This is a genomic window from Tessaracoccus terricola (assembly GCF_054776555.1).
Genome location: NZ_BAAHBS010000001.1, coordinates 339995 through 361312, shown reverse-complemented (window position 1 = coordinate 361312; position 21318 = coordinate 339995). Strand labels below are relative to the sequence as shown.

The window sequence follows — 21318 nt, the reverse complement described above, 5'->3', positions numbered from 1 at the left end:
CTCAGATGTCCAGGAAGCGGACGTCGCGGGCGTTGTGCTGGATGAAGTTGCGTCGCGGCTCGACCTCTTCGCCCATCAGGATGTTGAACATCTGGTCCGCCAGGGCGGCGTCCTCCAGGGTCACCTGCAGCAGGATCCGCTTGTCGGGGTCCATGGTGGTGTCCCACAGGTCGTCGGCGTTCATCTCGCCGAGGCCCTTGTAGCGCTGGATGGGGTTTACGTTCGGCAGCTTCTTGCCCTCGGCCATTCCCTTTTCCCGCAGGCCGTCGCGCTCGGCGTCGGTGTAGGCCAGCTCGTGGGGGGCGTTGCTCCAGCGCAGCCGGAACAGCGGCGGCTGCGCCAGGTAGACGTGGCCGGCGTCGATCAGGGGCTTCATGAAGCGGAACAGCAGCGTCAGCAGCAGCGTGCGGATGTGGGCGCCGTCGACGTCGGCGTCGGCCATCAGCACGATCTTGTGGTAGCGCAGCTTGTCGACGTCGAAGTCCTCCTGGATGCCGGTGCCCAGCGCGTTGATGATGGCCTCGACCTCCTTGTTGGCGAGGATCCGGTCCATGCGGGCCTTCTCGACGTTCAGGATCTTGCCGCGGATGGGCAGGATGGCCTGGGTCCTCGGGTCCCGGCCACCGCGGGCGGAGCCGCCTGCGGAGTCACCCTCGACGATGAAGACCTCGCACTCGGCGGGGTTGGTGGACTGGCAGTCCACGAGCTTGCCGGGCAGGCCGCCGGAGCCGAGCAGCCCCTTGCGGTTGCGGGCCATGTCGCGGGCCTTGCGGGCGGCGATCCGGGCGGCGGCCGCGGCCTGGGACTTGCGGACGATGTCCTTGCCCTCGGCGGGGTTGCGCTCGAACCAGTCGCCCAGGCGGTCGTTCATGACGCGCTGCACGAACGTCTTGGCCTCGGTGTTGCCGAGCTTGGTCTTGGTCTGGCCCTCGAACTGCGGCTCGCCCAGCTTGATGGAGACGATGGCGGTCAGGCCCTCGCGGCAGTCGTCACCGGAGACCCGGTCCTCCTTCTTCTTGATCAGGCCCCAGGTCTCGCCCCACTTGTTGACGTTTGTGGTCAGCGCGGTGCGGAAGCCCTCCTCGTGGGTTCCGCCCTCGTGGGTGTTGATGGTGTTGGCGAAGGTGTGGACGTTGCTGGTGTAGCTGGTGTTCCACTGCATCGCGATCTCGAGGCCGAGCTGCAGCTCCTCGGAGTGCGCCTCGACGTCGATGACGCTCGGGTGGATCGGCTCCTTGTTGCCCGAGAGGTACTTCACGTAGTCGATGAGGCCGTCTTCGAACATGAAGGAGTCGGAGCGCTTCTCGTCCTCGACGTCCTCCTCCTCGTTGGGGACGGTGCGCTCGTCGGTGATGCTGATGCGCAGGCCCTTGTTGAGGAAGGCCATCTCGCGGAAGCGGTTGGACAGCGTCTCGTAGCTGAACTCGGTGGTCTCGAAGATGTCTCTCGAGGCGTAGAAGGTGATGGTGGTGCCGGTCTCGTCGGTCTCCTCCAGCTCCTGCAGGTCACCGGTGGGCACGCCCAGCTCGAAGCTCTGCTCGTAGCGGTGCCCGTCGCGCTTGACCTCGACGGTGAACCGCTCGCTGAGCGCGTTGACGACGGACGAGCCCACGCCGTGGAGGCCGCCGGAGACCTTGTAGCCGCCGTCGCCGAACTTGCCGCCGGCGTGCAGCACGGTCAGCACGAGGGTGACCGTGGGGATCTTCTCGACGGGGTGCTCCTTGACCGGGATGCCGCGGCCGTTGTCGGAGACGCGCACGCCGCCGTCGTCGAGGAGGGTGACGTTGATGGTGTCGCAGTGACCGGCGAGGGCCTCGTCGACGGAGTTGTCGACGATCTCGGACACGAGGTGGTGCAGGCCGCGTTCACCGGTGGAGCCGATGTACATGCCGGGGCGCTTGCGGACCGCCTCCAGGCCCTCGAGAACGGAGATCTGGTCTGCGTCGTAGTCGCCGATCGAGGAGGTGTCGGCCTTGTCCGTAAGGCCCTCCAACCGCTCGGTCACGAGTTCCTCTGCGTACTCTTCCGACACCGAATCTCCTTGTTCACGAAACAGCCGTCGGAATCCGACGGCCCGGGCAACGACCCCACTCTACCGTGAAACGGCTCCAAACCGGAGTCCGTGCCCGGCGTGCCGTTGCCCCCCAAACGCCGGGGAGGCCGGTTCGTAGCGATTTCGGGGGGTCGGGCCTAGGCCCGATACACCCCCCGGCCCCCGGAGGCGGCAGAATCGCGGAATTCGCCTCCGGGTCCGGCCGGGTCCCGGCTCACTCCCCGAGCACGTCCAGCACGCCCGCCACCAGGTCCGGCACGCCAAGTGATTCGATGCCCCGGTTCGGGCTGAAACCCATCCGCACCACCACGGTGTCCTCCGACGGGACGACGAAGACCCACTGCCCGTCGTGGCCGCTCATCCAGTACGCGTCGGCGGGCAGGTCCGGGAAGCGGAGTCCGCCGTCGGCGCCCTCGTTCAGCCACCAGCTGGCGCCGTAGGGGTCCACGCCGGGGAAGTGGCCGGTGGGTGTGGTGGCCTCTTCCATCCAGCCCTCGGGCAGCAGGGCCTCGCCGGCGACGACGCCGTCGTCCATCGCGAACTGGCCGAGGGCCGCGAACTCCCGCGGGGTGGCCCACAGGTAGGAGCCGCACGCGGGCACGCCGGCGGCGTCGGGCTCCCAGACGGCGTGGGTGAGGCCGAGCGGCGCGAGCAGCAGCTCGCGGGGGAGGTTCGCGTCGCCGTCGACCGCGTCCAGGGCCACGCTGCACAGCAGGTTGGTGGAGCCGGTGGAGTACTCGAGCACCTCGCCGACAGGGAACTCGAGTTCCTGCGAGGCGACGAAGGCGCCCATGTCGTCGGCGATGTAGAGCATCTCGGTGATGGGAGTGCCCAGGTCGTAGGTCTCGTCCCAGGCCAGACCGCTGGTCATGCGCATCAGGTTGTCGGGGGTGATCTGTGAGCGCTCGTCGCCGGCCCATTCGGGGCGCAGGTCCGTGGCGTGGATGTCGAAGCCGTGCTCGGCCACCAGCCGCCCGATGAGCAGGTTGGTGACGCTCTTGGACATGGACCAGCCCAGTTGCGGCGTCTCGGCGGTGAAGCCGTCGGCGTAGCGCTCGGCCACCAGTTCCCCGTCCTTGACGACGACGACGGCGCGGGTGCCGTAGTCCTCGCCGAAGGCGGCGTCGATTGCGGCGTCGATCCCCGACGGGGCGGCGGCGGGTGCTGGTGCGGCCACCAGTGGGTGGGCATGCGTGACGGGGAGCGGCTCGGGCAGGTCGGGGCGCTCGTCGGCGCGGGTGCAGCCGAAGCCCTCGGTCCAGGCGGCGCTCTGGCCGGCGAACAGGCCGAGGATGGTGGCGGTGACCGAGCCGTCGTCGGAAGTGGTGCGCAGGTAGGGCACCAGCGGGTTGGGCGGGAGGTCGTTCTCCGGGTCCGTGCGGTCCGAGACGTGGGTGACGGCGCAGGCGTTGTGGGCGGCGTAGCCGGTGCCGGTCAGCAGCAGCGGCCGCATGTACCAGTAGACCGCGACGAGGGCGGTCACCACCACCAGCACCAGCGCGAGCAGGATCTTCCACCAGAGGCGACCACGTCGTCGTTCAACCATGCCCCGACGATAGCGGGATTGTCAGGAGCGAACATCCCCGGCGCGCGCTGTAATCTGGCGCTCGTGGCCACCTCGGAACCCCAGTCGCCGGAGGTGCTGGTACACCTGCGGCGCGCTCGAGACCTGATGGACCGTGACTACGCCAGTCCCCTGGACGTACCGGCGATGGCCCGCCGCGCCCTGATGTCCCCGTCGCACTTCTCGCGCGAGTTCAAGCGCGCCTACGGCGAGACGCCGCACTCCTACCTGCTGACCCGACGGATCGAGCGCGCGATGCACCTGCTGCGCGCCGGCTGGTCGGTGACCGATGCGTGCATGGAGGTGGGGTGGACGTCGCTGGGCTCGTTCAGTTCCCGGTTCACCGAGGTGGTGGGCGAGACCCCCACCGCCTACGCCGCCCGCGAGCACAGCGCCACCGAACCGATCCCCGCCTGCATGGCCAAGATCCTGATGCGGCCCCCGCGGTTCTGAGCAGTTTTGGAGAAGCGGGTAACGGCGAGGGCTTTGTAGCGTTGCCGCCATGACCGAAACCACAGTGAAGTACGTGCCAGTGACCGTCCTGGACGTCGACGAGGCACTCGGGTTCTACCGCGACGCCCTGGGACTGGAGGTGGTCCAGGACGTCTCCAACGCCGGGTGGCGCTGGGTCTCGCTCGAGATCCCCAGCCAGAAGCTGAACCTGGTGCTGTCCGCGCCGGGGGCCGGCCGCTCCGACGAGGACGCCGCCGCACTGGAGCGGCTCGTCGCCAAGGGTGCCATGGGTGGGCTGGTGCTCGAGGTGGCGGACCTGCAGGCCACGTTCGAGACGCTGAGCGCGGCCGGGGCCGAGGTGCTGCAGGAGCCCATGGACCAGCCGTGGGGCCCGCGCGACGCCGCCTTCCGCGACCCGTCGGGCAACATGCTGCGCCTCAACCAGGCCTGAGGCGATCCAACAAGTGGTTCCGGCCCCGTTCCCGGGCCTGGAACCACTTGTCGAGTTCCTCCCATGCCGTCGTCGGCTGGACCGGTCCCGCACTAGCGTGGCGGGTACAACAGTTGGGCTCCCCCGACCTTCGGCGCCGGAGCCCACGAGGACAGGAGCAACGATGGCAACGAAGAAGAAGTCCACCGCGAAGTCCCACTACGGCCAAGTGGGCCCCAGCACGGTGCCCGGGCTGACCAAGACGGCCGGGCACAAGCTGGCCAAGGAACTCCAGAGCTGCCTGCACCAGCTCAACGAACTGCACCTCACGCTCAAGCACGCGCACTGGAACGTCATCGGCCAGCGCTTCATCAGCGTCCACGAGATGCTCGACCCGCAGGTGGACGCCGTCCGCCTGATGGCCGACGAGGTGGCCGAGCGGATGGCGACGATGGGCGTCGCGCCGATCGGGACCCCGGGCCACCTGGTGGCCAGCCGAAGCTGGGACGACTACGCCGTCGGGCTCGGGCAGGCCAACGAGCACCTCACCGCGCTGGACGCCACCTACTCGCGCGTGATCGAGAACCACCGTCGCGTGATCGAACCGGCCGGCGAGACCGACCCCATCACCGAGGACCTCCTCATCGGCCAGACCGCCGAGATGGAGAAGTTCCAGTGGTTCATCCGCGCCCACCTGACCCACGACGACGGGGTGGTGGACTCGCCTGCCTCATGACCGTTGCTGCGGGCGGATGAGTTCCTCCGCGACGTCCCACATCCGGCGCGCCGAGGCCGGCTCCGTGATGGAGCGCGCTGGGCGCACCAGCTTGGGGGCTCCGGCGAACTGGAGCATCCCGGCGGGGGCGAAGGCCGAGCCGGTGGGGACGTCGGCGGTGAGCGCGGCAAGCGCCGTTCCGGCCGCCCGCTGGGGCGAGTTGCCCAGCCGCTGGACCAGCTTCTTGCGGCCGGTGTTGCGGGCGCGGGCGCGCACGATGGCCGCGATCCCGGTGTCCGGCACCACGCCCGGGTGGCAGTGCACCACCCGCAGGCCCCAGCCCTGGTTGGCCGAGCGCCAGGCCAGTTCCGTGCCGAACAGCCCGAGCGCCACCTTGGAGCGGGCGTAGGCGGTGAGGGGTCGGTAGCCGCGCTCGAGTTGAAGGTCCGCCCAGTCCGGGCGCGCCGTCCGCGCGGCGAGGCTGCCCTGCACCGCCACGCGGGCACCGCCGTCGCGCAGGAGGGGCAGCAGACCGAGGGTCAGCACGTGGTGTCCCAGGAAGTTGGTCTGGAAGTGCAGTTCGTGGCCGTCCTCGGTGACGTGCCGCTCCGGGTCACCGAGCATGACCACGCCGGCGTTCAGCACCAACAGGTGGATCGGCTCCGCCGCGGCGACGAGCTCGTCCACCAGGCCCTGCACCGAGCCGAGGCCCGCCAGGTCCAGGTGGCGCAGCACCAGCCGGGCCGACGGCACCGCCTCCCGGATCCTCGCGGCCGCGCGCTCCCCCTTCTCACGGTTGCGCACCGGCATCACCACCCGCGCCCCCGCCCCGGCCAGCGCCTGCGCTACCTGCAGGCCCACGCCGTCGCTGGCGCCCGTGACCAGGGCGTTGCGGCCGGTCAGGTCGGGCAGTGTTTCGAAAGTCGTCGTCATGTTCCCCCAAGGACGAGTGCATCGGTTCCCGGGGAAAGAGTCAACGGGGTAAACCCTGATACATCGCCCGCGGGTTGGACCGGTGCGCCCGTAGGCTCGGGCCATGTTGACGCAGGTTAGGCGGGTCGGACAGCACGCGGCGCTCTATGCCCTGGTCCGGCAGGAACTGCTCTCGGAACTGCTCGAGGCCAACACCGACGGCGGTCGCTTCAGCCTGGACATCCTCAGCCACGAGATCCGGTTCTCCGACGCCGTCCACGGCCGCTGCCACCTGCTGGCCTCGATCGCCGTCAACCCCGCCTCGCTGGTGTGGGGCTGGTCCCCCATGTTCGCCGAGCACGTCAGCCCGGATCCGGCGGCCGAACGGATCCGCCAGTTCGGGACCCAGCACAACCTGCCCGAGCTCACCACCGAGGAGGTGGCCTACGCGGTCGCGGAGGGCCACGACCAGCTGCAGGTGATCACCGACCTCTCCCACGACGTCGGCATGCTCGGAGTGGAGGTGTTCGGGCCCGACGTCGTCTACTACTCCTTCCCCACCGGCAGCGCCGGCTCGCGGATGGTGGTTGTGGTCGACCAGCTGTCCGTACCCGTCCGGCGTCTCGAACTCGTCGATGTGATGGTCCGACTGCCGCGGCTGGCGCAGCAGGTGGACGACCTCGACTGGTCACTGGAAGGGCTTGCCACCCTCGCCGGCTGGCAGCTGGACCGCAGCCAGCCGGGCCCGACCTCACAGGGCTACCGGCTCACCGACACCACCGGTGCCTGGTTCAGCGCGGAGATCACCCGTGACGAGTACGGCCGCATCAGCAACATCAAGTTCCAAGGTGTGAACCAGGCCTGAGGGGTTTCGACTCGCGCTGGCTCGTTCCTCGCCGGCGCGGCTCAACCGGCGGTGGGTGGCTCAGCCGTAGGTGTCGCGCGGGCCGCGGCCGTCGCGGACCGAGCGTGGGCCCTTCTTCCAGCTGGGCGCGTTCGGGCCGCGGACGTCGACGCGCTCGACGCTCTGGTCCCCAAGTTCCTGGTTCAGCCTGGCCACCAGCTTGGAGGCGGCGTAGCGCATGCCGGTGGCCCAGGCGGTGGAGTCGCACACGACGGTGAGGACGCCGTCCTCGAAGAGCACCGGTTTGCTGTGCTTGGCGTTGTCCTCACCCACGAGGTCGGCCCAGCCCTGCAGCACCGTCGACAGTGAGATCCGCTTCTGCCAGCCGCGACGGGCGCTGACCTGGCCGAGGACGGAGCCGAGGGCCTGCGGGTCGCGGTCGTCCGGGCGCGCGCCGGAGCGCTGCTCCTCGAACACACGCGAGCGGAACTTGCGTGGCTGCTGCTTCTTCACCGGGACCGGCGGGAGCGCCTCGGTGTTGGCCGTCTGGCGGGCGATCTGCGCCGCGAGGTCCAGGCCGGTGGGGTCGTGCTCGACGGGTTCGTCGAACTCGTTCGGAGTCTCAGTCATCGGGTCTCCGAACCGGCTGGTGACCAGCGTCGGCGACACGCCGTCGGCCCATCCTCCAGAACGAGTTCACCGGCGTGTCGTCGGCTCTCGTCACCACGGGTCTCAGTCATCGCCGCCCTCCTCCAGGGAGACGGTGCCCGCGCTGACCCGGAACCGGCGCTGGGAGGGGAATTCCGGGACGTCGGCGCCGACGGCGGCGGTGATCAGCACCTGCTCGGCGTCGGCGACGGCCCCGGCCAGGCGCTCGCGACGGGTGGTGTCCAGCTCGGCGAACACGTCGTCGAGCACCAGCACGGGCTCGGTGCCCTCGTCTCGGACCAGCTGGAAGCCGCCCAGCCGTAGTGAAAGCGCAAGCGACCAGGACTCGCCGTGGGAGGCATAACCCTTGGCCGGCAGCTCCCCGATGAACAGCTCGACGTCGTCCCGGTGCGGCCCCACCAGCGTCACACCCCGCTGGATCTCCTCGTCGTGGCGCAGCTGGTAGGCGGTGAGCAGCCTCTCGGTCAGAGCCGTGCGGACGTCGTCGGAGCCGGTGACACCGTCGAGGTCCAGCGACGCCTTGTAGCGGGCGTCAATGACGTTGTTCACCGGGGCGATCCCCTCGTAGGCGCCGCGGGCGTGCGGGAGGACGTCGGCCAGGGTGTCGAGCCGGGCGTGCAGCAGTTCGGCGCCGATGGTGGCGAGCTGCTCGTTCCACACCTCGAGGGTGGACTCCTCGTCGCCGCGCATCTGGCGCATGGAGCGCCCCGACATGGACTTCAGCAGGGCGTTGCGCTGCTTGAGCACCTTGTCGTGGTCCTGCTTCACGCCGGCCATGCGCGGCCAGCGGGTCATCACCAGGGAGTCGAGCCAGGCGCGGCGGTCCGACGGGTCGCCGCGGACGATGACGAGGTCCATCGGGGAGAACACGACGGTGCGCAGCGCCCCGACGATGTCCCGGTTGCGCGGCACCGGAGCCCGGTTGAGGCGGGCGACGTTGGACTTGCCGTTGGCGATCTCCAGCTCGATGGAGATCACCCTGTCGTCGTCGAGTCCCCGCTGCACGCGGACGCGAGCGATGGCGGCGTCGCACCCGGCCCGGATCAGCGGGGCCGTGGCCGAGACGCGGTGGGAGGTCATCGTCGAGAGGTACTCGACGGCCTCCACCAGGTTGGTCTTGCCCTGGCCGTTGGAGCCGACGAACACGTTGACACCGGGCGCGAGGTCAAGCCTGGCCTCGGAGTAGTTGCGGAAGTCCGTGAGGGACAGCTCGGTGACGAACATGGTGTCCCCGATCCTAGGCCAACGTCCAACACAGCGGCCGGGCACGGCCGTCGGGGAGAGGATGCCCCGGCGTGCCGCAGCAGGCCGCGTGGAAACTCACCGGCCGCTCCTCGTCGGCGCACCTCAGCCGGCGGCGTTCCCGGTCCGCCGGGAACGGGGCGGGTAACCGCTCAACCAGACGTAGCCCACCACCACCACCAGCACGCCGCCGCCGATGACGGCCCACCAGGGGAAACCCGGCAGGTCGGAGGTTTGGCCGGCGGCGGCGATGTCCTCCTCGGGGGTGGGCGTGATGCGTTCGGCCGTGACGATGATGCGGTGGGTGTTGATGCCCAGCGGGGTGCAGGTGACGAGGGTGACGAGGTCCTTGGTGGGAACCGCAAACAGCTCCTCGGTGTCCTCGGGGGCGATCACCTTGATCTCGGTCACCCGGTACGACAGGACCTCACCGAGGACCTCGATGACCAAGGTCTCACCGACGGCGGCCTTGTCGAGGTTGTTGAACATGGTGGCGTGGGCGAGGCCGCGGTGCGCGGTGAGGACCGCGCGGGTGCCCACGCCACCCACGGGCAGTGAGGTGCCCTCGAGGTGCCCGACGCCGACGTCCAGGGTGGCGTCGCTGGTGCCGTGGTAGACGGGCAGGTCGATGTCGAGCGCCTCGTATCGCAGCCTTGCCATCAGGCCGGTGTGGGAGGCGGCGAGGAGTCGGTTGTAGTCCAGGGCAGGGTCGGCCTGTTGGCCACTGCCGGTGGGGACGTTGGTGTTGGCGCCCACGGTGGCCCCCGATGCCAGTGCCTCGTTGTAGCGGCGGGCCAGTTCCAGCTGCTCGGCGCGGTACGCGGCGTCCTCGTTCGAGGGTTGGTCCCAGTCGTTGAGACCCAGCGCAATCACGCGGGCCTGTTCCGCCTGGGCGAACCAGGCGGCGGTCTGCGGGTAGAGGAAAACCCCTGTCCCCGTCAGGATCAGCAGCCCGGCGACGAACGGGAGCACCGGGAATCTCCAACGTCGTCCGGCCTTGGCGGGCATGGGCGACGGCGGCACCGACGGTCCAGCCACTGCCGTGTCCGTGGTTGCCATGCCCACCTCCTTGGGGTGTGGTTGTGCTGATGACTCTGGCGGCAGCGCCGTGGGGCGCCACCGCCAGAGCCGGGGATCCGCAGTTCGCTCAGCGGATCATGGTGTCACGCTCAGGCAACCGCGTGGTTGCGCTTGCGGGCGAGCAGCACGGTGCCGACGCCCAGACCGACGAGGGCCAGGCCGCCGAGCGACATCAGGATGGTGCCGGCGCCACCGGTGACGGGCAGGCCGGGGCCGTCCTTCTGCGGGTTCTCCCACACCAGGTCAGAGGCTTCGGTCAGATCACCGGCGTTGATGGTCACCTGCTGGACGTCCGTGGCGGTGTAGCCGGCCGGGGCCTGGGTCTCGTAGACGCAGTAGTCCTTGGTGGGGTTGTCGAGCTGGGTGTCGCTGTTGGCCACCCACAGGTTCAGCGGGGAACCCAGCGGGGAATCCCCGGAATCGAACCACTGCACCACACCATTTTCATCGGAGTCACCGGTGGCGACGGTTTCCTGCTCGCCCAGGTCCGCGACGCACTCATCGGTACCTGCGGGCAGCTCGACGACGGCGAACTCGGCGTTGGCGAGGACGGTGGCCGGGTTGGACTCATCAACCTTCAAGATGGCCAGCTGACCCCAGTAGGTGTAGGGCATGGTGGTGGGAACGGTGGTTTCGTTGAAGGTGAAGTCGGCCGGGTTGTTCACGCCGTCGCCACCGTTGGTGATCTCACCCACGCCGGTCACCTGCGTGTTCAGCGTGATGACGATCTCCGCGCCCTGGTTGGCGAGCAGGAAGTCCAGGCCCGCCGGGGCGGTGAGGGTCCACAGCGCATGGTCGTCGTCGACGTCGGTGGACAACGCAACGATGTCGGCCACGTCCACGGTGGTGTCGTCGACGTCGGAGTAGACGACGACGCCACCGACGGTCACGGTGGAGCTGGAGTAGGTCAGGCGGTCATTCAACTTGTCACGCAGCACAGCGTCGGTGAAGGCCACGTCTTCGCCGTTCAGGCTGGGGACAGTGCCCGTGATGGTCCAGGTGACCTCGCTGCCCGTCACGAGGTCTGCAGGACGGTCGCTGATCACCTTCTGGGGCTGCTGAATGATCTGGTTCTTCGGGTAGACGTGGACGTTGTAGTTCCAGTCGTAGACGGCGGCATCGCCCTCACCGGTGACGGTGGGCAGCGGGATGGTGACGAAGAACGGCGTGGCCTCCTGGACGATGTTGTTCTCGCCCGGGTCCGTCTCCTCCACGTGGTAGAGGCCAACGGGCAGCGTCCAGGTGAGGAGGCCTAAAGGCTCTGTCGAGCCGTCTCCGGTGGTGTCGACGTACACGTCCGAGGTAGCGCAGAGGTCACCGGCGACGGCGAGGGCCTGGTCCACGATCTCACCGGCGGCGCCGGCACCCAGCACGGACTCGGCTGCGTCCCAGCCTGCCGGGTCGGTCAGGTCGATCGCGACGCACTCAAGGGTGCCGGCATTGTCGGTCCAGGCGCCCACGCGGGTGGCGGTGAACTCGACGCCACCCAGCAGATCTCTGTCGGAGAAGTCGGCTGGGTCGAGCTCGGTGCCGTCGTTGGGGGCACCGGTGGGGCTACCCGCGTACTTGTGGATGGTGAGGGTGCCCTCGGTGGGCGCACCCGGCTGGTCCGGGCCGACGGCACTGGCAAGGGCGGTGGTTGCGAAGCTGAGCCCGGCGACGGCGACGCCTGCCAGAGCAGTCCTCCCGAGCTTCCGCATCGTGTTGGTCATGTTGTTTCCTTTCGGTGCCCCCGCACCTCGCAGGGAGCCGTTCTTTGGTGGTGTGTGTTGCAGATGGCGGTCTGAGTTGCCTCTGGCCGCCCAGGTGGCATCAGATGGTTGTGCGCCTCCTTCGTGCCAGGGCCGCGGTTGCGGCGGCGCCCAGCAGGAGCAGGCCTCCGATGACCGCAAAGAGTTCTGCGCTGGTGCCGCCCGTGAAGGGCAGTACCGGAGCAGCAGGCGTGGTGTTGACGAAGCGGAAGATCCCGCGCTCGCCGGGCTCGAGACTCACCTCAGCGGAGTCAACGTCGCTCCAGCAGTCGTCGTCAGCGAAACTGCCGGTGGTTGGGGTGGCGGGGCACTCGTCGCCGGGCACGTAGCGCTGCAGTCCGCGCTGCAGGTACGGCAGATCCGGGTTCTTGGGTGCCTCACCCAGGGTGTAGTCGGCCCCGGGCAGGACCAGCACCGAGTTCTCCGCGGTGGCTTCCTCGGAGCCGTCCGTCTCCAGGCCGGGCAGGCCCTCGGGGGTATCGGGTGCCACGGCGGTGAGCGTGAAGTCCGCCGGCGCGAACCTGTCACCGACCACCTGCTTGAGGACGGTGAGCTCGGCCGTGGAGTTGGTGAGCGCACAGGTCACGTCCTGGCCGGGTCCGACATCGACGACGCCGTCGCTGACGGGCACCTCCACTGCCTGGCTGTCCTCATCCGGTGCGGTGCAGCTCCACAAGCTGGCCGCGTAGGCCACACCCGGGACTGCATCCGAGGTTTCGGCAAGCCGGTAGCTGTCAGCCGCCACCGCGACGGTCTGGGTTGCGAGCGTTGTCACGTCACCCTCGCTGACCTCGACGGTGGGGGCCTGGCTGATGGCAGGATCCGCGCCGACGGCGGTGGCGCTGAGGATCCAGTCACCCGGTGCCAGGTAGGTGTCATCCAACAGGCCGTCCGGGTTCACCAAGGTCTTGACCAAGGTGAGTGTGGAGCAGGTGACCGAGTTGGTGATCTCCACCGTGTTGAGCAGTGGGGAGGCGGTGACGGTGTGGTTGAAGCCGTCACCCAAGGCAGTGTCCGTCGCGGATCCGTTGACGGCGGTCACGCTGCTGGTGAGCTCGCAGGTGTCCGGGATGGTGACGTCCTCGCCGATGGTCACGATGTCGTCGACGTCGTACGGGTAGCGCTCACCGAAGGCGGGCTCGGTCACCCCCGTCGGCATCGGGGCCAAGGTGGGCTGGGCCTCCCCGAAACCGTCGGGCAGCGCGGGCAGCGCATCCTCGTCACCGGCGGGCGGGGTCAGGTAGTTGCCGTACTCCACACCGTTGATCCACCAGACCTTGGTGACATGCAGTTCAGGGGTCACCTCGATTTGTGCCGTGTCGGTGTTGTTTTCCAGGTTGTCCTCCTGCGGCCCGCCCACGGGGCTGGCCGCCACCACTGCGGTGTTGGGGTACCACTGGTCAGCCACAATCTCGGACTGGCCGTCGGTTCCGTCGGAGACGGCCCCGACGAAGGTCACGGTGATGCCGGACTCGTCCGCCCCGACGGTGGTCCGTGACGGCGCATACCAACGCAGTGGGTTGTCCTGCGTCAGCGCTCCGGTGCCGGTCAGTTCGGTGTCCCAGTCCCTGCAGACGTTGGCGTCAGTGTCCCAATCGGTGCACAGCAGTGCACCGTCGGTGGCGGTGGCCGTCCAGGTGACCGCTGCCACGTCGCCGAACGGGACGGCATCCAGACCGTCGACGAGCGTGGCGGGGTAGGCCGGGAGCATGTCGGAGGCACCGTTGTTCCATGCCTGCACCCGGTAGGCGACGTTCTCGCCGGCGCGGCCGGTGTCCTCGTCAAGCCAGGTGACGGTCTCTGGAGGAGTGGTGTCGTCCCCGATGAACGCCACCTGCTTGGCCACCTCGAGGTCGATGACGGAGGTCACCGTCACGTTTCGGATCTGGTGGTAGTTCACGGCCCAGCCGGTGGAGGCGGAGAAGCCCAGCCGGAAGTTCGCGGGCAGGTCTGCCTGGTAGCTGCTGGCCGCAAGGTCATAGCTGAACATCTCTTCGTACGCCAGCGAATCACCCTTGTCATGGCTCCAGGTTCCGGCGTCGCCGTCCGTCGGGTTGAGGCAGGTGTCGATGCTCCCGTCTGCGTAGCGGCCCTCGAGCTCCACGCCCTGGCTGGTGTAGCACTTGTCGTCTGCCACATTCAGCTTCTCCTTGGTCCAATACACCCTCACCGTGCGGGTGCCGTCCGCCTTGGGGGTCAGGGTGACGCGGATGCGGCGATACTTCGTGGAGTCCGTCGCGCTGTTGTCGATGACGGCCCCGCGCCGGGCTGCGTCGTTGGCCCCGATCAGGTCCGTGTTGTTCGGGTTCGGGTAGGCCGAGAGGTTGTCCGTCCCCGCCAGCCAGCGGTAGCCGCCCACGTAGCGGTAGAGCGGCGTGTAGTCGGGGGCGTTCCCGAGGCTGACGTCGCCATCACCATCTGCGCTGCCGTTGATGTTCTGGAACGGGTCGCCCGCCGAGACCCCGTCCCGGCTGTACCGGAAGTCGAAGGCCGCCACGGTGTCGACCTTGAACATCACGTAGCCCCTGGGGTCACTGAAGCCGCTGGGCAGGTCTGCCGCAGGCACGTCCAGCGCGGTGACTGCCGTCCAGGCGGAGCCGTCGGTCGAGTACTGGCCGACGTACAGCGACGCGGCATCGCCTGAATTCCACTTCACCTGGAACAACGTGGTGTGATCAGCATTGGTCACGAGGCGCTTCTGGATCATGCCGTAGGCCGCGTTCATGCCGCCGCTGGAGCCGGAGTTGCAGCCCGGCGTGCTGTTGTAGCGGACGCCCGAGCCCCTGAGGCCGATCGACTGTGGGATGCGCGCGGCGTTCAGCGCCGAGGACACACCCTCGAAGGCCGCCGGGTTGCCCGAGGCCACACCGTAGGGCCTGGTGGCCCGGTGGTACGTGCCGAAGCCCTGGGCGGTCTCTGCCTTCTGGTAGTTGCCGTAGACGTCGAAGCCCACGCCGATGTAGCCGCCGGCCACACCCTGCTGGGCCGGGCACCAAGCGTTACCGGTGTCCGAGACGGCGGAGTAGCCGAGGCCCGCGCCGTAGCCGCCGGCCTTGCCGACGGAGGTGTCGACGGCGGTGTTGCCGTAGTTCGGCGGGGCGGCGTCGGTCAGGTACACGGCAATGCCGTCGCCACCACCCTGGTTTGCCGGGGTGCCGTCCTGGCGGCCATCGTTGGTGCGGTAGACGCGCTGATCATACTCGAGCACCACGCCCAGGTCCGAACTGAAGTCCTCCGTGTGGAGCGCAGTGCCGGCCTGGCCCGCACCGTCGTTGGTGTTGTCCGTGGTCAGCGTGAGCCAGGCAGAGTCTCGCGTATTGTTGCGCGTTGCCGTGCAGCGGGGCCAAGCGTCATCGGTGATGCCCACACCACAGTATTTCGTGTTGTAGCTGTGGGGAAAGTTGTTGTTGTCAGACACCGTCGTCTGGCGCGGGGTCCAGGACGTACCCCGGCTGCCGTTGCTGTTGGACTCGTTGCCGGAGCCCTGCAACTCCCAGTTGGTCAGGGTGCCGCCCTGGAGGGGCTCGTCGATGTAGACCGAGCCCTCACCCGCAGCCAGGGAAACCTGGCTCTGGGAGGGGGTGAAGGCCGGGGCATCCGGATCAGCCTGCACCCGGGCGGCACCCAGCTCCCGGGCGGCGTCGGTCTCGGTGGTTCCGTCCTGGCCCGCAGGAGCAGGACCGGCGGAGGCGTCGCCCTCCTGGGGGGATGCCGTGGCATCGCCTCCGCCGTCCTGCGGTTCCTGGGTGGGGATGGTGGCCGACGCCGTGGTCTCGCTGGTGGCGGTGGCCCGACCGGCGGGATCCTCGGTGGCCGGGGCGTTTGTGGTGGGCACCCCGGTGGCCGGGAGCTCGGAGGCGGCCTCGGCGGTGACCACTGGCGCGGTGGGGGCCTGCGAGGTCTCACTGACGCTGGTCCGGGTGGGCCCCTGGGACGCGATGGCGGCCATGCCCTCCAACGACTGGGTCAGCACCAGCGCGCCCAGCAGGAGTCCCCCGCCGGTTGCTGCAACAACGCGTCGCAGCGCTTCCTTCCTCGTGGCCATGCATGCCCCCATCCCTGTGGCTGGGCGGACTCCACGACTACTGGGAAGCCCCCTGATCTACCTGCCGCGCAACGTTACTGCAAGTTTCATTTTGTTTGCGCGTTTTTTTTCAAATTGTCCCAATCTTTGGGTAGTATTTGGCTTCTGGCAAGGTTTCTTGCAGGATCCTTGATTGAAAGCCGCAAACGGTTACAGAACTGGGCCAAAGAGAATCAGGGATCCGGCGCCGGTGACTGGCGCCGGATCCCTGATTGTTCTTGCGGGCTCTACCTACTTCAGGAAGGGGCTGCCGTCACCCACCTTTCCGGGTGCCGGGTTCCCGGGAAGGTCAAGCACGTAGGCGCGAAGATTGCCCTGGCCGGACAGTGAAACGGTCAGGGTGCCGTTGCCGACCACCTGCGTGTCACCTGTTACGGCGTCGACGTAGGTGCCATTCGGGATGCCGCTGAACGTGGCCCCCTGGGACACCGCCACCAGCACGAAGCTGTCCACCCCGCCGTCGGTGTAACGGCGCTTGAACGCCATGTTGCCGCTCACGCCCTCCGTCGAGTACTGCCCCTTCTGCAACGCCGGCACGGCCCGCCGGATCTGGTTCAGCGTCTGGACGTGCTTCACCAACGGTTGCTGCAGCGTCTGGGCCACCTGTCCGGAGGCCGACTCCACCACGCCGTAATCGCTCGCGACGACGGTGCCCTCGAGGTGGTCACCGAAGTAGGCACGCCCCGTGGTGGCCAACGGGCAGGTGGGCCCGCAGTCAATCTGCTCGCCCGCCTGGAACTCGATCTCCGAGCCGTACAGCAGCACCGGGATGCCGCGGAACGTCCACATCAGGGACATGTTCTCCGCCCACGCATCCGTGCCGCCCGAGTAGCGCTCCTGGGACTTGCCCGGACCGTAGTCGTGACTGTCCACGTAGACGGCGTTGTAGGTGGCGTCATTCGTGGCGTCGTCGGAGTCCATTCCTGCCCAGAACGCGGTGGAGGCATCCGAGAAGTTCATGTGCATGCGCATGTCGATGATGCTCATGCCCGAGGACTGCGAGTGGTCCGGCTCGTGGTAGCTGTTGCCCTCCAGCGCATGGTTGGTGCTGGTGGGCTGGTTGCCCGTGCCCATGTCGTTCTCGTAGGCGAACTGCTCGGCCGCCGCCACGACGTCGTCCAGCGAGTACTCCTTGCGCTCCTTCCACGTGTAGAACGGCGCCGAGTGGTTCACCGAGCCCCGGTTCCACTTGTCGTGGACGAACTGGGCAACCTCGCCGAAGACGTAGAAGTCCTTGCCCTTCTCCCCGTGCACCTCGACGGCGTGCGCCTGCAGTGCCGGCAGGAAGTGGCGGTTCCACATGATGCGCGGGATGTGCACTGCGGTATCCACCCGGAAGCCGTCCACACCCATGTCGATGTACTTGTTGTAGGTCTCGATCAGGTAGTCCTGGACCTGCTGGCTCTCCGTGTTCAGGTCAGCCAGGTCCTCGTGGATCCAGCAGTCCTGGGAATCCTTGCCCTCCCAGTTGCCGATCCAGCACTGGTGGAACAGGTCCGCCGGGAACATCCCGGAGGTGGCGTTGGGCCACTGGCAGTTGTAGACCTTGTAGCCCTCGGCTGACCATCCACTCTGGGTGCCCCAGTTCTGGCAGTTCTGGCCCTCCGGCTGGGTCTCGCTCCACAGGTCACCGTTCCAGGTGCTGCCGTCCTCGTCGGTCTGGGTCGGATCATAGATCCGGTCCTCGTCGTGGTCGTCGTAGTACCAGCTCCACTCCTCGTCCTGGACGCCGTAGACCGTGGGCACGAACAGGTTCTTCTCACCCCACCGCGACGAGTGGTTGTAGACCACGTCCTGGTAGATCTTGATGCCCTTGGCGTGCGCCGCGTCGATCAACTCCTGGTAGGTGGCACCCTCGGACTCCAGCCGCGGGTCGATCCGCTGGAAGTCCCAACCGTGGTAGCCATGGAAGTCGTAGTCGCTGCGGTTTGTGACCACTGGGGTGATCCAGATGGCCGAGAAACCGAGGCCCACGATGTAGTCCAGCTTCTCGATTACGCCGGAGAAGTCCCCCCGGAACATCGGGTCGTCGTAGTCCGCGTTGCCGGACTTGACGTGCTGGTTGCCACCCATGTTGTTGGACTCGTCACCGTCGTAGAAGCGCGCGGTCATCATGAAGTAGATGCTGTCCTCGCGGGGGTCCCCACCCAGCATCTCGCCGGTGGTGGCACCCGCCTCGGAACCGGGACCGTCGGAGCTGACCGCATCCTTCGTGGTGACCGTGACCGGGTCCGATGCGGCCCCCACGATGCCCTGCGCATCCACCGCGGCGACGGTGATGGTGTAGGTGGTCACCGGCGCCAGCCCCGTGACGGCGATGCTGTCGGAGGCGGTGGAGACCGTTCCGGAGTTGCCGTCACCATCGGCCCAGGTGACCCGGTAGCCGGCGGCACCGTCGACGGTGTCCCAGCTGACGCGCAGCGCGGTGGCGCTGGTGGCCGTGGCCACCAGGTTGGTGGGGACGTCGAGTGGTCCCGCCTCGTCAGTGGTCACGCTCACGGCTTCCGAGTACTCGGACTGCACCGAGTCGTCGGCCGTCCCGGCCCGTACCGCGAACGAGTAGGCAGTCTCCGGCTGCAGGCCGGAGACCACCAGGGAGTTGTCGGCGGTGCCCGAGCGGTACGACGTCGTCCCGGCGGCCGTGTCCTCGACGGCCACCACGTGGTGTTCAGCGTTCTCGACGGCATCCCAGCCGAGCGTCACCGAGGTGGCGCCGACGGAGGTGGCCACGAGGTTCACCGGGGTGTCGAGTTCCGTGACCACCGGAGACTCACCGCAGGGGTTGGTGGTGCTCACCACACCGTCGCTGACCGCGGCGGTGCTGGTGGTGAAGGTGTAGTCCTGGGAGCTGTTGTTGTCCCACGAACCAGCACCGTTGTTGAAAGCAGCCGTGACGCTGGCGGCAGTACCCGTGTCAATCGTGGTGGAATACCAACCCTCCCCAGCCTCACACGATGCCACCCTCGTCATCTCCACACCCGGAACCGAAGTCCAGGAACCAGAACCCACCCGATAGTGCACATAGGCGGTGTTCCAGCCGGAGCCAGCCTGGTAGTAGACGATGGTCTGGCCGGTCTCTTCCTCGCCGTCATCATCGCCATCGTCGTCACCGTCATCGTCGCTCGTGCCGCAGGGGTTGGCGGTGCTCACCACACCGTCGCTGACCGCGGCGGTGCTGGTGGTGAAGGTGTAGTCCTGGGAGCTGTTGTTGTCCCACGAACCAGCACCGTTGTTGAAAGCAGCCGTGACGCTGGCGGCAGTACCCGTGTCAATCGTGGTGGAATACCAACCCTCCCCAGCCTCACACGATGCCACCCTCGTCATCTCCACACCCGGAACCGAAGTCCAGGAACCAGAACCCACCCGATAGTGCACATAGGCGGTGTTCCAGCCGGAGGCGGGCTTGTAGAACAGCGTCAGTTCGCCGTCGAGGAGCTCGGTCTTGACGGGCTTGCCCGCGGTCACCTTGCCGGAAGCCACCGAGACATCACCGCCAGCGGCGATGGTGTAGTCGCTGCCGGAGTTGTTGTCCCAGGTGCCGGAGCCGTTGTTGAAGGCAGCCGTGATGGACTCGCCCTCCGCCACGTCCAGCTCCACGCTGTACCAGTTGTCAAAGCCGGCCGCGGACATCGCGACGCCCGGGGGCTGCGTCCACGCTCCGGAACCGACGCGGTAGTGCAGGTAGGCACTGCTCCACCCTGTGGGGGCCTGGAAGTGGACCGTCGTGCCAGCAGACTGCTCATCGGTGGTGGCGGACACGGCTTCGGACCACTCGGAGGCGGGGGCGCCCTGGTTCTTCGAGACCGCCCGCACCTTGTAGGTGTAGGTGGTGAGCGGCTCGAGGCCGGCGTCGGTCAGGGAGGTGCCGGCTGCCGTCAGGGAGACGGTGCCGGTGGTGCCGCCGGTGCGCTCGACCTCGTAGGCGGAGATGCCGCAGGGGTGGCTCGAGGCCCCCCAGCCCAGCGCGGCCGCCGTGCCCGAGGCCGTGACCGTGACGTCGCCCGGCGTGCTCGGTGCGCTGGTGTCCTCACACGTCTGCTCACCGTCGGTACGGGCGCCGGTGTGCAGGGCAACAGCACTCTTGGCCGGGACCCGGGCGGTGAACTTGCCGCCGGAGACCGTGATGGTCTCGCCCTCCCAGGCCGCGCCGTCGCGCGTGGCGGAGATCACGTTGTAGTAGTCCCCGTCGGGCAGCGACGTGGTGAACTCGCGCTCCAGGTCACCGTGGCCGTTGTTGATGGCAATCGAGCCCTTGTCGCCGCGGTCGAAGGACACCGCGGTGCCGTCGCTGCTGGTCCACTTGTTCGACACCTCGGTGCCGTAGGTCTCGTTGCGGAAGCCCACCATGTTCACGATGTCGTTCTGGGCGTGCTTGAACGTCCAGCCGTTCTGGCCGGGCTTCGGGTCCACGACGCGGCCGGAACCGTCGAGCGCCGGACCCCTGTCCTTGTCGCTGAACTCGTAGCCCGAGTGGATCGACGGCGAGCCGTAGTCCCACGCCAGGGTGAAGATCTGCGCCAAGTCGTAGGTGGAGCCATTCTTGTAGGACAGCGTCTCACCGTTGCGTTCGGTGTCGTGGTTGTCCACGAACACGGCAGCGTCCGAGTTGCCCAGGAAACCATCCCACGTGCTGCCGATGCCGGCGCCGGAGACCAGCCAGCCGATGTTGCCGCCGTTGAAGGCCTCCTTCAGCTTACGGGCGTAGGCAAACTCGTGGATGTCACCGATGCCGATGTACTCCTCGGGCTGGATCGGCTCATTCGCGCGGATCACCTCCTGCACGACATAGAGGCTGTCCTTGTTCTCCACCTTGTTCCAGATGCCCCACATGTCCTCCGAGGAGATGTGCTTCACCGCATCGAAGCGGAACCCGGCCACCCCCATGTCCACCAGGTTGTTCAGGTAGCCCGCGATGGTGGAGCGCACGTACTCCGAGCCGGTGTCCAGGTCCGAGAGGTTGACCAGGTTGCAGTTCTGCACCTCCCAGCGGTTGCCGTAGTCGTTGATGTCCCTGCGGCAGCCGTGGAAGTCCGAATCCGAGTAAAGCCCCGGGTAGTTGTAGTGCTGGAACGAAGAGCCGGCCCAGCCGGTACCGCCCCCACTCTTGCCGGACATGTGGTTGATCACCGCATCGACGATGACCTCCACGCCCGCGTCGTTGCAGGTGCTCACCATGTTGCGGAACTCCGCCTCGGTCCCCATTCGGGACTCGAGCTGGTACGACACGGGCTGGTAGTAGGTCCACCACTCGGAGCCCAGCACGTGCTCCTGCGGCGGTGAGGTCTGGACGTATCCGTATCCTGCAGGGCCGAGGGTGTTGGTGCACTCCTCGGCAATCTGGTTCCAGGTGTAGCTGAACAGCACCGCCGTGGTGTCCTTCGGCCCCGGGGCCGCAGCTTCAGCCCGGGGCGTCTGCCCCGGTACCACGATCCCACCCGTGACGGCCACCACAAGGGCGGCCACCACACCGATGAGCCGTCGCCATCCGATCCCCCGCTCGCTCCTGTGCGAACTCATGATC

13 protein-coding genes are annotated in these 21318 nt (G+C 68.0%); 4 read left to right on the top strand and 9 right to left on the bottom strand.

The features are described 5' to 3' along the window. Position 1 precedes the first annotated feature (1 nt). Both gyrB and ACYU7G_RS01600 read right to left on the bottom strand, forming a co-directional pair. Positions 2-2005, bottom strand: coding sequence for a DNA topoisomerase (ATP-hydrolyzing) subunit B (gene gyrB, locus ACYU7G_RS01605; RefSeq protein WP_461105130.1), 2004 nt, complete (start codon positions 2003-2005; stop codon positions 2-4). Positions 2006-2267: 262 nt separating this feature from the next. After that, positions 2268-3599, bottom strand: a complete 1332-nt coding sequence (locus ACYU7G_RS01600) for a serine hydrolase domain-containing protein (protein ID WP_461104073.1) — start codon at positions 3597-3599, stop codon at positions 2268-2270. 18 nt (positions 3600-3617) lie between these two features. Here ACYU7G_RS01600 and ACYU7G_RS01595 point away from each other — a divergent pair, with 18 nt between their 5' ends. The 3 genes from ACYU7G_RS01595 to ACYU7G_RS01585 all read left to right on the top strand — a co-directional run bounded on the left by ACYU7G_RS01595 (position 3618) and on the right by ACYU7G_RS01585 (position 5236). Beyond that, positions 3618-4070 (top strand): helix-turn-helix transcriptional regulator, encoded by a 453-nt coding sequence (locus ACYU7G_RS01595; protein ID WP_461104071.1) that lies wholly within the window; start codon positions 3618-3620, stop codon positions 4068-4070. Positions 4071-4119: 49 nt separating this feature from the next. Beyond that, the gene (locus ACYU7G_RS01590; protein WP_461104069.1) at positions 4120-4521 is read left to right on the top strand and encodes a VOC family protein; all 402 of its coding nucleotides are present in this window, start codon (positions 4120-4122) and stop codon (positions 4519-4521) included. A gap of 163 nt (positions 4522-4684) precedes the next feature. Beyond that, positions 4685-5236 (top strand): Dps family protein, encoded by a 552-nt coding sequence (locus tag ACYU7G_RS01585; RefSeq protein WP_461104067.1) that lies wholly within the window; start codon positions 4685-4687, stop codon positions 5234-5236. Here ACYU7G_RS01585 and ACYU7G_RS01580 read toward each other — a convergent pair. Continuing rightward, positions 5231-6148, bottom strand: coding sequence for an SDR family oxidoreductase (locus ACYU7G_RS01580; protein WP_461104065.1), 918 nt, complete (start codon positions 6146-6148; stop codon positions 5231-5233). The two genes, ACYU7G_RS01585 and ACYU7G_RS01580, sit on opposite strands and share 6 nt — an antisense overlap. Before the next feature lie 103 nt (positions 6149-6251). On the opposite strand from ACYU7G_RS01580, the gene ACYU7G_RS01575 reads away from it, so the two are divergent. Further along, positions 6252-6992: a DUF6882 domain-containing protein gene (locus tag ACYU7G_RS01575; RefSeq protein ID WP_461104063.1), complete on the top strand. Its 741-nt coding sequence runs from the start codon at positions 6252-6254 to the stop codon at positions 6990-6992. Positions 6993-7052: 60 nt separating this feature from the next. Here the strand turns inward: ACYU7G_RS01575 and ACYU7G_RS01570 are convergent, their stop codons facing one another. From ACYU7G_RS01570 to ACYU7G_RS01545, 6 genes are all read right to left on the bottom strand, one after another. Further along, positions 7053-7601, bottom strand: a complete 549-nt coding sequence (locus ACYU7G_RS01570; protein WP_461104061.1) for a DciA family protein — start codon at positions 7599-7601, stop codon at positions 7053-7055. A gap of 102 nt (positions 7602-7703) precedes the next feature. Next, the gene (recF, locus tag ACYU7G_RS01565) at positions 7704-8864 is read right to left on the bottom strand and encodes a DNA replication/repair protein RecF (protein ID WP_461104059.1); all 1161 of its coding nucleotides are present in this window, start codon (positions 8862-8864) and stop codon (positions 7704-7706) included. Between the two features lie 123 nt (positions 8865-8987). Beyond that, positions 8988-9941: a class C sortase gene (locus ACYU7G_RS01560; protein ID WP_461104057.1), complete on the bottom strand. Its 954-nt coding sequence runs from the start codon at positions 9939-9941 to the stop codon at positions 8988-8990. Between the two features lie 110 nt (positions 9942-10051). After that, positions 10052-11674 carry a SpaH/EbpB family LPXTG-anchored major pilin gene (locus ACYU7G_RS01555; RefSeq protein ID WP_461104055.1) on the bottom strand — a complete coding sequence of 541 codons (1623 nt, stop codon included), beginning with the start codon at positions 11672-11674 and terminating at the stop codon, positions 10052-10054. Positions 11675-11774: 100 nt separating this feature from the next. Further along, complete coding sequence (locus tag ACYU7G_RS01550; RefSeq protein ID WP_461104053.1) at positions 11775-15758, bottom strand: hypothetical protein; 3984 nt, start codon at positions 15756-15758, stop codon at positions 11775-11777. 270 nt (positions 15759-16028) lie between these two features. Further along, complete coding sequence (locus ACYU7G_RS01545; protein WP_461104051.1) at positions 16029-21314, bottom strand: carbohydrate binding domain-containing protein; 5286 nt, start codon at positions 21312-21314, stop codon at positions 16029-16031. Positions 21315-21318 lie beyond the last annotated feature (4 nt).

Coding starts and splice junctions, on each gene's coding strand:
- ACYU7G_RS01600 (WP_461104073.1), bottom strand. CDS start 3,599: ATGGTTGAACGACGACGTGGTCGCCTCTGGTGGAAGATCCTGCTCGCG.
- ACYU7G_RS01590 (WP_461104069.1), top strand. CDS start 4,120: ATGACCGAAACCACAGTGAAGTACGTGCCAGTGACCGTCCTGGACGTC.
- ACYU7G_RS01585 (WP_461104067.1), top strand. CDS start 4,685: ATGGCAACGAAGAAGAAGTCCACCGCGAAGTCCCACTACGGCCAAGTG.
- ACYU7G_RS01580 (WP_461104065.1), bottom strand. CDS start 6,148: ATGACGACGACTTTCGAAACACTGCCCGACCTGACCGGCCGCAACGCC.
- ACYU7G_RS01575 (WP_461104063.1), top strand. CDS start 6,252: ATGTTGACGCAGGTTAGGCGGGTCGGACAGCACGCGGCGCTCTATGCC.
- ACYU7G_RS01570 (WP_461104061.1), bottom strand. CDS start 7,601: ATGACTGAGACTCCGAACGAGTTCGACGAACCCGTCGAGCACGACCCC.
- recF (WP_461104059.1), bottom strand. CDS start 8,864: ATGTTCGTCACCGAGCTGTCCCTCACGGACTTCCGCAACTACTCCGAG.
- ACYU7G_RS01560 (WP_461104057.1), bottom strand. CDS start 9,941: ATGGCAACCACGGACACGGCAGTGGCTGGACCGTCGGTGCCGCCGTCG.
- ACYU7G_RS01555 (WP_461104055.1), bottom strand. CDS start 11,674: ATGACCAACACGATGCGGAAGCTCGGGAGGACTGCTCTGGCAGGCGTC.
- ACYU7G_RS01550 (WP_461104053.1), bottom strand. CDS start 15,758: ATGGCCACGAGGAAGGAAGCGCTGCGACGCGTTGTTGCAGCAACCGGC.
- ACYU7G_RS01545 (WP_461104051.1), bottom strand. CDS start 21,314: ATGAGTTCGCACAGGAGCGAGCGGGGGATCGGATGGCGACGGCTCATC.